General features: G+C 41.5%; 13 protein-coding genes and 1 pseudogene. 5 read left to right on the top strand and 9 right to left on the bottom strand.

Annotated elements, in window-relative coordinates:
- Positions 1 to 81: 81 nt before the first annotated feature.
- Both leuD and leuC read right to left on the bottom strand, forming a co-directional pair.
- A complete protein-coding gene (gene leuD / locus RMY00_RS14755) occupies positions 82 to 690 on the bottom strand; it encodes a 3-isopropylmalate dehydratase small subunit (protein ID WP_322648243.1) in 609 nt (202 codons plus the stop codon).
- A gap of 116 nt (positions 691 to 806) precedes the next feature.
- Complete coding sequence (gene leuC, locus RMY00_RS14750; protein WP_322648242.1) at positions 807 to 2,210, bottom strand: 3-isopropylmalate dehydratase large subunit; 1,404 nt, start codon at positions 2,208 to 2,210, stop codon at positions 807 to 809.
- A 704-nt stretch (positions 2,211 to 2,914) separates the two neighbouring features.
- Here leuC and dxr point away from each other — a divergent pair.
- Together dxr and RMY00_RS14740 are read left to right on the top strand one after the other, a co-directional pair.
- Positions 2,915 to 4,111 carry a 1-deoxy-D-xylulose-5-phosphate reductoisomerase gene (gene dxr, locus RMY00_RS14745; protein WP_322648241.1) on the top strand — a complete coding sequence of 399 codons (1,197 nt, stop codon included), beginning with the start codon at positions 2,915 to 2,917 and terminating at the stop codon, positions 4,109 to 4,111.
- Positions 4,112 to 4,258: 147 nt separating this feature from the next.
- The gene (locus RMY00_RS14740) at positions 4,259 to 4,465 is read left to right on the top strand and encodes a hypothetical protein (RefSeq protein ID WP_322648240.1); all 207 of its coding nucleotides are present in this window, start codon (positions 4,259 to 4,261) and stop codon (positions 4,463 to 4,465) included.
- Between the two features lie 12 nt (positions 4,466 to 4,477).
- Here RMY00_RS14740 and RMY00_RS14735 read toward each other — a convergent pair whose 3' ends face one another.
- From RMY00_RS14735 to RMY00_RS14720, 4 genes are all read right to left on the bottom strand, one after another.
- Positions 4,478 to 4,708 carry a type II toxin-antitoxin system HicB family antitoxin gene (locus tag RMY00_RS14735; RefSeq protein WP_096575287.1) on the bottom strand — a complete coding sequence of 77 codons (231 nt, stop codon included), beginning with the start codon at positions 4,706 to 4,708 and terminating at the stop codon, positions 4,478 to 4,480.
- A complete protein-coding gene (locus RMY00_RS14730; RefSeq protein WP_322648239.1) occupies positions 4,705 to 4,953 on the bottom strand; it encodes a type II toxin-antitoxin system HicA family toxin in 249 nt (82 codons plus the stop codon). Before RMY00_RS14730 ends, RMY00_RS14735 begins: the two co-directional genes overlap by 4 nt.
- Positions 4,954 to 5,148: 195 nt before the next feature.
- On the bottom strand, positions 5,149 to 5,286 hold the full coding sequence (locus tag RMY00_RS14725; RefSeq protein WP_322648238.1) for a hypothetical protein: 138 nt from the start codon (positions 5,284 to 5,286) through the stop codon (positions 5,149 to 5,151).
- A 119-nt stretch (positions 5,287 to 5,405) separates the two neighbouring features.
- Entirely contained in the window at positions 5,406 to 5,621 is a 216-nt protein-coding gene (locus RMY00_RS14720) for a hypothetical protein (RefSeq protein ID WP_322648237.1), read from the bottom strand.
- A gap of 125 nt (positions 5,622 to 5,746) precedes the next feature.
- Here RMY00_RS14720 and RMY00_RS14715 point away from each other — a divergent pair, with 125 nt between their 5' ends.
- Together RMY00_RS14715 and RMY00_RS14710 are read left to right on the top strand one after the other, a co-directional pair.
- Positions 5,747 to 5,998: a hypothetical protein gene (locus RMY00_RS14715; RefSeq protein WP_322648236.1), complete on the top strand. Its 252-nt coding sequence runs from the start codon at positions 5,747 to 5,749 to the stop codon at positions 5,996 to 5,998.
- Positions 5,999 to 6,418: 420 nt separating this feature from the next.
- Complete coding sequence (locus tag RMY00_RS14710) at positions 6,419 to 6,616, top strand: hypothetical protein (protein WP_322648235.1); 198 nt, start codon at positions 6,419 to 6,421, stop codon at positions 6,614 to 6,616.
- Between the two features lie 66 nt (positions 6,617 to 6,682).
- Here RMY00_RS14710 and RMY00_RS14705 read toward each other — a convergent pair whose 3' ends face one another.
- Positions 6,683 to 7,183, bottom strand: a complete 501-nt coding sequence (locus tag RMY00_RS14705) for a thioesterase family protein (RefSeq protein WP_322648234.1) — start codon at positions 7,181 to 7,183, stop codon at positions 6,683 to 6,685.
- Between the two features lie 134 nt (positions 7,184 to 7,317).
- Here RMY00_RS14705 and RMY00_RS14700 point away from each other — a divergent pair.
- Positions 7,318 to 7,674: pseudogene (locus RMY00_RS14700) on the top strand (CHAT domain-containing protein); the annotation flags it as partial.
- Positions 7,675 to 8,374: 700 nt separating this feature from the next.
- On the opposite strand, the gene RMY00_RS14695 reads toward RMY00_RS14700, so the two are convergent.
- Together RMY00_RS14695 and RMY00_RS14690 are read right to left on the bottom strand one after the other, a co-directional pair.
- On the bottom strand, positions 8,375 to 8,719 hold the full coding sequence (locus RMY00_RS14695; protein WP_100898754.1) for a DUF1815 family protein: 345 nt from the start codon (positions 8,717 to 8,719) through the stop codon (positions 8,375 to 8,377).
- Between the two features lie 1,082 nt (positions 8,720 to 9,801).
- Positions 9,802 to 12,846: hybrid sensor histidine kinase/response regulator (locus RMY00_RS14690; protein WP_322648233.1), on the bottom strand; the 3,045-nt coding region annotated here is incomplete at its 5' end.

The following is a 12,846-nucleotide window of genomic DNA, read 5'->3' as shown; positions in this document are numbered from 1 at the left end:
CCCTCTGCCTCTACAGTGATAGTATATTTTTTATTTAGAAGTGCCTTATTCCCTGGCTGATAACCAGAGAATAAGGAAATCCTAACTTGCAGCAAAATTGCCCCAACCTACGTAAGGTAATTTTGCTGCCGTTACCCGAACTTGGTCAGCATTGGCTACCAACTGACCGCAAGCGTCCCAAGTTCCAGAAAGAAATGTGCTTCTTGTCCCTTCACCGATCGCAACTGGGGCAGTGTAATCACTAATTTGTACTTGCAAAGTTTCCAGATTCACTGTTACGTCAGCTTGGGGATTAGCAGCCACTAAATCTTGTAATTGTTTGACAGTAACAGCATCGGCTGTTACACAAGGTATACCCATTGCCACACAGTTACCGAAAAAGATTTCGGCAAAACTTTCACCGATTAAAGCTTGGATTCCCCATTTTGCGATCGCTTGAGGTGCATGTTCCCGTGATGAACCACAGCCAAAGTTACGGTTGACTATTAAAATATTCGCCCCTTGGTACTGGGGTTGGTCAAAGGGATGTTCACCTTTAAGTGCTGTCCGGTCATCAATAAACGCGCCTTCACCTAACCCATCAAAGGTAACGGCTTTCAAATATCGCGCGGGAATGATGCGATCGGTATCTATATCATTACCCACTAAGGGGATACCGCGCCCTGAAACTGTTTTAACTTCACTCACCATAATTTTTATAAGAAACGAACCGCAAAGAACGCATAGACACGAAGTGGCTTCCCGAAGGGTAGGACGCAAAGGAAAGAAAAGAAAGTTTAAAAGAGTTTTCTTTGTTACAAGATGGGTTACAGTAACTCGCGCACATCAGAGACTTCGCCTTTAATGGCAGCTGTGGCGACCATCGCCGGACTCATTAATAATGTACGACCGGAAGAGGAACCCTGTCTTCCTTTAAAGTTGCGGTTGGAGGAGGAGGCACTGATTTGTCTTCCTTGCAGTTTATCGGGGTTCATCGCTAGGCACATGGAACATCCCGGTTCCCGCCATTCAAATCCGGCTTCCTGAAAGATTTTATCTAGTCCTTCAGCTTCCGCTTCTTCCTTTACCCTTTCAGAACCTGGGACAACAAAAGCTTTGATTCCTTCTGCAACGTGGCGACCTTTGGCGATTTTTGCCGCTTCTCGCAAATCAGTAATTCTGCCGTTGGTGCAACTACCAATAAAGCAGACATCTATTTTAGTGCCTTTGATCGGCTGACCAGGATATAAATCCATGTAGCGGTAAGCTTCTTCGGCAATAAATCGGTCTTCTTCTAGCAGTTCTTCCGGTTGAGGCACTGACTGGTTGACACCGATACCTTGACCGGGAGTAATCCCCCAGGTGACGGTAGGAGAAATTTCGGCAGCGTTGAATAGCACTATATCATCGTACTCAGCATCAGCATCACTTTTGATGGATTCCCACCAAGCTACTGCTTTGTCCCAATCTGCATCAATGGGTGCAAAATCCCTGCCTTTGAGGTAATCGTAGGTGACTTGATCGGGATTAACGTAACCGCATCTAGCACCACCTTCGATCGCCATATTGCAGACAGTCATCCTCTCTTCCATATTCATTTGCTCAAATGTCGTACCGGCAAATTCGTAAGCATAGCCTACGCCACCTTTAACACCAAGTGAGCGGATGATATGTAAAATTACATCTTTGGCGTAAACTCCAGGGTTGAGAGTGCCGTTAACTGCGATTTTGCGGACTTTCAGTTTGGAAAGAGCAAGGGTTTGGGAAGCGAGAACATCTCGGACTTGGCTAGTACCAATACCAAATGCGATCGCACCAAATGCTCCATGACTGGAAGTGTGACTATCTCCACAAGCGATCGTCATTCCTGGCTGAGTCAGCCCAAGTTCTGGAGCAATTACGTGAACTATACCCTGGCTACCAGAACCGATATTGTAAAAAGTTATGTTATTTTCTTGACAGTTATTTTCTAGCGCCTCGATCATTTCCTCTGCCAAGTTATCGGCAAAGGGACGCGCCTGGTTTTCTGTAGGCACAATATGATCGACTGTGGCCACAGTCCGCTCTGGAAACAGCACTTTTAGACCCCTCTCGCGTAACATAGCAAAGGCTTGGGGACTGGTGACTTCATGAATTAGGTGAAGCCCGATAAATAGTTGCGTCAGTCCTGAGGGAAGTGTACCAACGGTGTGTAAGTCCCAAACTTTATCAAACAGGGTACCTTTGCTCATACGTCAATCAATATTTCAAGAGTCTGGTCTTAAATAGTATCAAAAAAAGTCTAGGTTTTTGCAGATCACTTAAATATTACTTACACCTTTGCACTCTTATTTTTCTGTACTGCGCCAGTTGCTACAACGGGGGGAACCCCGACGCAAGTTGTTCATGGGGGAAACTCCCAGACGCTCGATAACTCGCTAACGCTGCGCTATCGCCCTTGGCGTCTCCCCTTGGGAGAAGACCACACTTGCTCCGCAACGCATTGGCTTCTTTACGCCTCTGTGGTTTTATTCTTTCTTAACCAATTGCAGAGACGCATAGATTACAGAGAGCGAAATTAATTTTCCTATAGAACCCATTTGACATCTTTTTGAGAAGGAAATTTAGCTTGGTAAGCTAATATTTCTGCAAGGTCATATTTTTGGGAGCATCCCAAATGTGCAAGTTTATTTTTATACAGTATTTGAGCTTAGAACAATTTTATTTATTATCGCAAATATTCATCCATTTTTTTAGATTTATCTGTTATAAAACCTTGAAACTAAGTGATTAGGGCTGGCGCAAGCACAAAGACAAGGAGACAGAGAGAAATTTTCCTTCTTCCCCTCCCTGCGTCTCTCCTCGTCGTCATCAGTGTATCGATTGTAGTGATTCCTGTTATTAAAGAGTCCCCGGCAATTTATAGTGGGAGTTGTCTGTAAATCCTTAAGCAATTGTGAAAGCGATTACTCTTGTTGGTTCCACTGGTTCTATTGGTACTCAGACTTTAGATATTGTCACTCAGTACCCAGATCAGTTTCGGATTGTGGGATTGGCAGCTGGGAACAATGTAGAGATGTTGGCTGCTCAAATTCGACAGTTTCGACCGGAAATAGCAGCCATTTGCTCAGAAGATAAATTACCAGCGCTCAAAGAAGCTATCATTGACCTCGATCCCCAACCGATTTTATTGGCTGGTGAGGTGGGAGTGATAGAAGTAGCTCGCTACGGCGATGCTCAAACCGTTGTCACTGGGATCGTTGGTTGTGCTGGTTTGCTACCCACGATCGCAGCTATTGAAGCTGGTAAAGATATTGCCTTAGCAAACAAAGAAACTCTGATTGCTGGGGCCCCTGTGGTTCTACCCCTAGTCGAAAAACATGGTGTAAAATTACTCCCTGCCGATTCCGAACATTCCGCAATCTTTCAATGCCTCCAAGGTGTGCCAAAGGGAGGCTTGCGGAAAATTTTGCTGACTGCATCTGGTGGGGCTTTCCGAGACTGGGATGTAGAAAAGTTAGCAGATGTAACCGTTGCTGATGCTCTCAAGCATCCTAATTGGTCGATGGGGCGTAAAATCACTGTAGACTCTGCTACTTTGATGAATAAAGGACTGGAGGTAATTGAGGCTCACTTCCTGTTTGGGTTGGATTATGACAATATCGAAATTGTCATTCATCCCCAGAGCATTATTCACTCGCTGATTGAACTGCAAGATACTTCAGTTTTAGCCCAACTCGGTTGGCCGGATATGCGCTTACCTTTGCTGTATGCACTATCTTGGCCCGATCGCATTTACACCAACTGGGAACGACTAGATTTAGTCAAAGCTGGAAACTTAACCTTCCGTGAACCAGATCACCAAAAGTATCCCTGTATGCAGTTAGCTTATGCTGTGGGTAAGGCTGGTGGTTCGATGCCAGCTGTGTTAAATGCCGCAAATGAGCAAGCTGTAGCTTTATTTTTATCAGAAAAAATTCGGTTTTTAGATATTCCCCGGTGTATCGAATGGGTATGCGATCGCCATCAAAATGATAACCGTTCTAATCCCTCTTTAGATGACATTTTGACAGCAGATAAATGGGCAAGACAAGAAGTTTTAGCAGCGACTGAAAAGTTAGAAACTCACTCGCGGATAATTTCTCTGCGATAAAAACCTTTAGTTCAGATACCCAAAAGGCAGATTTTCTGCTTCTTGTCCAATTCCTGTTTAGCCTTCAGCATTAGGCTGAAGGCTAAAGGTTAAATCCAGTTGTGATAATTAGTGCAAGAAAAGCGACAAAAAGGGAGTGTCAACAATATGAGTCAGGAATCTGAGTTTCCTTTTGAAAGGGCAAGACGAGTTACACCAGAAGAAAACCAAAAATTCAGAGATGCGATCGCACATCAGTTTGGGATTAACCTAATAAATGCGATCGCACTTTCTCACAAACCTAACAAATACGATCGCACTCTTTCCCATCAACCCAAATGCGATCGCACTTCCGTAACTACAATAAATGCGTAGCCCCCACTTAACTTACGCAACTTGCAACGGTTTTTTAGGAAGCATTCTCGGTTCTGGTAGTGGTTTGTTTTCTTCTTTCAACATTTCCACAAAAGTCTCAATTACTTCCTGACCATTTTTTGCTGCTTCTTCATAAGTCCTACCATGCGTATGAAATTGTTGCCAGGGGAACTCAGGTAAGTGTACTAAAAAAAGTCTATCTTCCTCCGACCATTGAATTACCATGCTGTAGTGATAGTTCATTCTTCTGGCTCCTGTTTTGCTTCGTTTTCCGTGTTTTCCATTTCTTGCAGTTTTTTCAGCACCCGTAGGATGTTTTTTTCTAAATATAACGGAGCATCATCGCCGTCTTTACCTGGTATGGTCAAGGGTTCTTCGGGTAATAACGGATGCTTCCAATATGTATGACTTCCTTTACCTCTTCCTGGTTGAAGAATATAGCCAACTTTTGACACCATTGCTTTCAACTCTCTTACTTTTTTCGGCATTACTCCTCACCGCCAACTTCTCATTTATTTTCTCTGCTTAAAAGCCAAAAGTCCCAGATTAATTGTTAGTATTCTAAATGTTATATCCTTGCATGAGTGGTTGTGGCGGTAAGCAAAACTCTGTTTTAGGCGATAACTTCATTAAGCTGCGCTAACGCACTCTCTCCCGTAAACCCAACAAAAGCGATAACTTCGTTAAGCTGCGCTAACGCACTTTCCAAAAAACCAAAAGGCGATCGCCATCCACAAACCCAACAAATGTGATCGCACTTTCCTAACATCACAAATGCGATCGCACTCTATCCCATCAACCCAAATGCGATCGCACTTCATCCTCTCAACAATAAATGAGATCGCACAATTCCCAAAACCTAATAAATGCGATCACACTCTATCCCATCAACAATAAACCGATCGCACTTTCTCTTCAACCCTAATAAAGTGTAGCGTGGCTATTTATTCTCAGGGCAAATTTCTTTTCGCATATCAGGACGGGTAACAAAGTAATCATCCAACCAATTACAACCTCGCTCTAACATTTCTTCTAGGTTATCAACTACAAACACGACATCAAGTGCGATCGCACCAGCATCAGAATGGAAAAAATTTTCTCCAGATGACGGCCAATTCTCTATTCTCATGCCGGGTGAGGAAATTTCAGATATCACACCAGAGCAAAATAAAAAGCCTGACGTTGTTGAGTCTACAAAAATGTATCTGAGTACTAATGAAACAAATGTGTTTATGGTTAGCTATGCTGACTTTAACAATGATGTGACTCAGATTCCTTCAAGTGAATTATTGGATTTCGCTGTACAAGGTAATATTAGAAGATGGGAAAAAATTACTAAGTCAGGAAAATATTACTATAGGTGTATATCCTGGCATAGAAATGAAGCTGTGGGATGAAAAAGAAGGAATTTTTATGACGGGTAGAGTTTTTATTGTTAATCAACGGTTGTATATACTCTTTGTTGGAAGCGATAAAAATCCTCAAGTCAGTGATGTCAGAAAGTTTTTTGACTCCTTCGAGTTGATACAGTAATTATCTTACTAGTTGCCGAATAGATTTTTTTAGCAACTATTAGGACTCCTGTCTTATTTTTGAACAAAATTTCAAATGCAACCCTGAGACAAAAGCCTTTTCAGTCTCAGTATGTTTTCAAAAATCAAATCGGAGTCCTAATCTAACTCTTGTATCTTGTGATTATTGATACAATAAATTTCAAAAAAATCTTTCCAGTAATTCTGCCAAATTGCCAAATAAGTTGCCTTTTACCCGAATAATTGGATCATTTTCAGCTAATATGGCATTGGCACAGTTAGACAAAAATCTTAGCTTTAGTATCTATTCCAAATTAGGTCTAATAGCTTTAGCACTAGTAATTTTTATTTCAGATAAAAATTTACCCTTTCTAAATAAAGACCTTCTTAGACAAGGACAATTATTAAGGAATTAATATATATGATTATTACGTTGATTATAGCTTGGATAATCTTCATAATATTATGGAAATTGCTGAAAGCAACCGTGAGTACTGCATTAACTATTGCGGCAATCCTTGTTTTATTAAATATTAGTTTTGGCATTACTCCACAAGATATTTGGCATTATGTAACGCAGTTTGCTCAAAAACTGTCGCAGATCCAAATTGGAAAGTAAAAATATATACTTTACTTTTGCTAATGAAAGGTGAAGTATAAAATATGAAATTACAACTTTTATTGGTCAATTTTTATTTAATGCTGAAATTTTAGCCAGTGCATCCTTAACACTCGCCGGTAACTGACGCATAATTTTACCTCTTTCGCTATCTAAAGCTACTAAAGTCACCTTAGCAGTAACGTACAATTGTTGCCCATCAGTCGAGACAATGGCATAATCCCAATTGATTCGCACACCAGTCACTTCAGCCATGCGCGTTTTTACTAACACTGCCATACCCAATTTTATTGAACGGTGATAGCGCACCGACAGTTCTACTACTGGTAAATCACAACCTATAGCGACTAAATCAGCAAATTCAATCCCTATAGATCGCAAGCATTCAATCCGTGCTTCTTCCATCCAAGCTATATAGGAACCGTGCCAGACAAGACCGGCATAATCAGTTTGGTGAGGTTGCACTCTGACAGGATATTCAAACCAATTCTCAAATTCAGGACTTGATGGATTATCAAGGGCGCTGGTTGGTGGTAGTTTTGGTTGGCTAGGTTTTTCTTCTGACATCTTCAAATTCCTCAGCACCTATAAATAAATTTTCCAAATTATTGAATAGCATAAAAATTAATTGCACACAAACTCTGATTTACGCATAAGACTTTCGTGATTTATATCTGTTGCCTCCTTTTGGAGAATTGATATTACGCTATATTCCTTTAACTGCTTTATATAATGGCAAACAATGGCTAGTGCAGCACTTGGCTGTCAATCACATTACATCTGCCAACCTGACTAACTTAAAATACCCCAAAACAATCTGCTTTGCAGGTTTTAGCCGATGCTTTTACTAAAGGTAATTATCAAATCAAAGTTGGGAATCTACAGGTTGCTTTCGCTGGATTGCCTTTTGCATGCGAGAAGTAGAAAGTCTAGCAGCTGCGGTTCCTGAAACTACGAAGCTTTTAGACGATGCCTTTAGCCCCAAAGTTACTGTACCCCAAATGGGTGATTATACAATTGTCCATTTAGCGACTCATGCAGCCTTTGTGGTAGGTAAGCTAATAATCATTTAATCTGCATGTTGAGACCGCAAGGGGGCAGGGGTGCAGAGGAGCAAGGGAGAGGACTTGAAGTTTTTACCTAAATTTTTAGTTGTGCAACTTGTAAGCACAAAAGCTTAAACCAGAAGATTCATTTGTTTTATTCAGGAATGGCGATCGCGTTAACTTTAGAAATGTCGTTTACGCCAAGCTCAAGTCTCATTAATTATTGGGGACTTGAGGGTAAGAAGCTACGATGTCCACTTTACCTCAGTTAGTGATTTTAGTCACCCGTACTACTGAGCAGCCTTTATTTTGATTGGCAATGGACTTTAACTGTTTGGTTGATGTGTCAGCGAGAAAATTCATTAAAAATTCATAATCCATAATTGATAATTCATAAATGCCTTATATAAATAAATTTAGATTCAAGGAAAACGGAGTTGCTTGCTTGATAGTTGCAGGTTTTTTGAACCTGGCTTTTAATTATGAATTATGAATTAGTAATTACTAATTATCTTGTGCGTTTTACCAATTTTCTATTTAAAGGCTTAGAATCCGGCTTGTGAGGTTTTGGCAGATACAAAAAAACATGCGATGGCTAGCCACGGGCCAATCACTTAATGGTAATGGAGAACAGGTTAAGAGCGATCGCTAACTAAGCCACCATTACCAATTACGATGATCAATTTCTAATTTGCCATCGACCTTTGGAACCTTAATACTTCTTGGCAAGAGTTTTAGAGCCTGTATCGGTTTGCATGGATTGCTTTACAAGATCAGCCAGGTCGTCTAATTGGCTAATCGCCTCTGCACCTTCTAGCTTCATTAATTCGCGGTCATCCCGCATTTCTGTCCAAGTAATGCCGTAATCGGACACTAAAAACCGAATCAGGTGGTTATCACCCAGGCTAACCATAAACGATGCACTATTCATTTGATCGCCACAGGTGTAGCAGGATGCAGGATACCCGCGCCGCTCTAATACAACGGCCAAGGCTTGCAGGTTCATTACCAAGTCTTGGACGAATTGTCGATGTTGATGTGCTAGTCTCAGAAACACTTTTGTCCTCCAGACACCACAGTAATTTGAGTTTCTTTTATATTTTCTTTAGATTTTCTCATCCATTGGTATTGTAAACTATTCAATACAATTACCAGACAGATGATATTGAGTCGTTAATTGACTACCTTGTTTAGGGTAGTGGATCAGGTTTTTGAGTGCCGTATCAAACTATTCAGTTTGTAAATTAAAAATCTCGGACAGAATTTCTAAATTTAACTATATCTTTATACACTTCTGTCAGGGTAGATTCTTACAAGAAACGATCAGCTTTAAGAGTAACTTAAATCTAGCACTAGTCAACTACAGAAAAGCTACATATTTCGCTTTCAAAGGCGAGTTGCAGCCTAAATGAGTGTTATTAGAGGTTATAATGTAGTTTTACATCGTTATACTCTCTTTTGCTTAGATGTTTACTCTGTTCTCCTTCTAACGTAGATTTTGGTATATACAAGGAATTTAGTATACCAAATTCGCTCCTCCTGTATATATAAAGTTGAGTAGATAAAAGTGCAAATTTGTTATTCAGTACTAAAACTAGGTTAGTTATAGTTTTTTATACAAGATTTACGTAATTAATAAATAAGTCTGAGTAGAGAATCCACAATGGATAAACTTAACACTGACAATACCTAAACTCAGCAGAGCAATGTTGCCATTTAGGCAATATTTTCAGATATTTTCGGATTATCTTCAAAAAGTTCTACGAACCAAAGCACAGCAATTTGGAAAAGGCAAACTTTCGCCACAGTGTACTATTGTCCTAAGTGCTGTGGCGGTTGCTATATTTTAATTTTATCTCGTTTAAGTAAAAGACCTTGCAGTAAACCTGTCAAGGTCTTTTATTACTTAACCTGAGTTCGGGATAAGAAATCCTCAAAAGCCTTGACTTATCGTTGTTCGGTTTAAAGCTCTGTTTTTATCTATTGTCAATAATACATATTGTTGAGATTAGTTTCATTTATGAACCTTATTGACAAAATGATTCCACTTTTATCCTTGCTTTCATCACTTCCAGCTTTATTCAATCCTGACAGAATAAGCTTTTCAGCTTCTGGCTTAACCCGAACTCAGGTTACTTACTAAACATTACCTGTAGTGCTAACAAGTTTCTCCCCTTTCAACATCCGCGTCGCAGCTTCAAGTAGAGCTTCTTCGAGATAAGGCTTGGTAAAGTAGCCACTAGCACCGAGTTGAGCTGCAATTTGTCTGTGCTTGTCTGCACCTCTTGAGGTGAGCATGGCGATCGGTAAGTGGTTGAGGTTAGAGTCTTTCTGAATGCGAGAGAGTAACTCCAGACCGTCGCAACGGGGCATTTCGATGTCGCAAAATACGATATCGCAAGGCAGACCAGAACGGAGTTTATCCCAAGCCTCCTGTCCATCACGCGCCTGTTCTACACGATAACCTGCCTTATTAAAGGTTAAGGAGAGTAACTCTCGGACTGTAATCGAGTCATCGACGATTAGCACTGTCGGGTCAATCTTCGCAGGAGAGGTGTCTACAGGAATTCCTTTCTGTTGCCAAGAATTGCCACCAATTTGTGTAGAAATCCGTCCTTGGAAGATGTCAATTATTTCTAGTACGTCAGCAATAGGCATAATCCGACCATCACCCAGGACTGTAGCACCAGCGACACCAATGGGTTTAGGCGCTGGCCCTTCAAACTGCTTAATTACAATTTCTTGTTCGCTCAACACTAGGTCAATCTGTAGAGCAATTAGGGTATTTGCCGATCGCACCACGACCACAGAAACCATATCATCATCTCTAGTGCCGCCATAGACGTTGCCGCGACTGATTTGGCGATTGAAGGTTAAAAGTTCTTTCAGAGGTCGGAATGGTAGCACCGTATCACGCCACGAAATAAATGATTCCCCATTGGCATCATGCTGGATATTCTTGACTGGTATATCTAGCGTATCTTCTACACCGTCCATCGGGAAAGCGATTCTGGCTCGATCAGAGACGCAGCAGAGAGCTTTACAAATACTCAGAGTCAGTGGCAAACGAATGGTGAAGGTGGTTCCCTTACCGATCGTAGAATCGGTGTTCACTGTCCCCCGAATTTCGCTAATTTCGGAGCGTACTACGTCCATACCCACACCACGACCAGAAATTTCATCTGCTTGGTCTTTGATTGTAAAACCAGACTGGAACAGCAGATCGTAGACTTCCAGGCGAGACATGGCTTTTGCCTGCGCTTCTGTAATCATGCCAATCTTCACCGCCTTAGCTTTAACTTTTGCGGAATCGATGCCTGCGCCATCATCGCCTACAGAAATGATCGTTTGGTTGCCTTGATGGAAGGCGCGGATAGTAATGATTCCTACAGGTGGTTTTCCAACAGCTTGCCTTTGATCTGGCGTTTCAATACCGTGAGCGATCGCATTATTCAGCATGTGAGTTAACGGATCGGTGAGATGATCCAAAATCATCTTGTCAATTAAAGTATCGCCACCTTCAATTACCAATTCCACTTGTTTGCCACACTTGATGGCATTGTCGCGCACTCCTCGCCGCCAGCGATCAATAGTTTGAGCAAAAGGCACCATTCGCGCTCTTGTTAATCCCTCTTGTAGCTGGGTGGTTACTTGGCGGAACTGCCTTGCTACGCGCTCGGTTTCTTCGGTAACGAAATCAATGTCACTTGCCGACTCACGCACTCGCACAATGCGTTCAATCATCTGCTGGGACAGGGTATGGAAGGGAGTAAAACGATCCATTTCCAACTCGCTAAAACCCCTATCGGCATTGGAATCAGCCGCTTGTAAACCGGAGTCGTTGTTTTTGCGTCCAGCTAATAGAGAAGCTTCTAGTAGCGATCGCTCGTACAACTCCTGCATTCTCGCGCCGACATCCGAGAGTTGTTGTACCTGAATCAGCAAGTTATCTAATGACTGTCGCAGCCGTTCATGATCCTGCTCTAAGGTATTGCGATTTACCACCAACTCCCCAACTAAATTACTCATATCGTCCAGTTGCTTAACTGGAACCTTCATAGTTTCTTCAAATCTTGCAGCTCGACGAGTAGAGGGACGGGTAGTTTTGTTAGTGTTAGATTTTACTGATGGTGAATGAGATATTGTTTGATCCGCTTCTGCCAGCAACTTCTCCAAGTCACCAAATTCATCTATAGATGGTAATGGAATGACATTTTTCGCAACTGGTTGAGTGTTGAAGGGCTGGCGTTGGCGTAGCTCGTCGTTGGCATCGCTGGCGTTATCTGTACCTAGCAATTCTTCTAGGGCTGCAAAATCTACTTCTGGTATCTCCCTAGCTTTGGGGTTAAGTTGTACTTCCTCTTCTAGTAATGCTTCCAAGTCAGCAAAATCATCTTCTGGAGTAACTGCTTCAACGTTTTCTGTCGTTACCAATTCTTCAATTGAGGTAACAAGAGCGTTTTCGCCCTCTGACAGTAGTACAGGTTCAGATGTCTCTGCTAGATTCCACAAATCGGTTTCTACACCTTTCTGAATAACCGTTTGCGTATCAATTGTTGTTGCACTTTCTCCTAATTCTTCCTGGTTTTCTGCCTCGAATAGAGCAGTTTCTGTAAACAATAGATCATTTGCCAAACTCAGATTTGTATCTTCATCTGTGTTTTCTGGGAACTCAAAAGCAGTTTCTAAGTTATTGTTCGGCTCAGAATCTGAAGTTTCCCCAAAACTGTTATCTAGAGAATTTTCTATAGTCGATATATCCAGATTATCTGTGGTTTCCATCTGAATATAAGTAGATGTAGCGACATCCTCAAACAGCAGTTGCGGATCTTCATCGAAAGAGTCGAGCAAATCATCTGGCTGTGTTTGAAGTGATGCTAAATCTGAAGTTTCCCCAAAACTGTTATCTAGAGAATTTTCTATAGTCGATATATCCAGATTATCTGTGGTTTCCATCTGAATATAGGTGGATGTAGCGACATCCTCAAACAGCGGTTGCGGATTTTCATCGAAACCGAACAAATCATCTGGCTGTGATGGAAGTGATGCTAAATCTGAACTTTCTCCAAAACTGTTATCTAGAGAATTTTCTATAGTCGATATATCCAGATCATCTGTGGTTTCCATCTTATAGGTGGATGTAGCGACATCCTCAAACAGCGGTTGCGGATTTTCATCGAAACC

It is taken from the genome of Nostoc sp. ChiVER01, assembly GCF_034531155.1.
Lineage (GTDB): Bacteria > Cyanobacteriota > Cyanobacteriia > Cyanobacteriales > Nostocaceae > Nostoc.
Note: the sequence above shows the minus strand (reverse complement) of the source record. Positions and strands in the feature narration are given on the sequence as shown.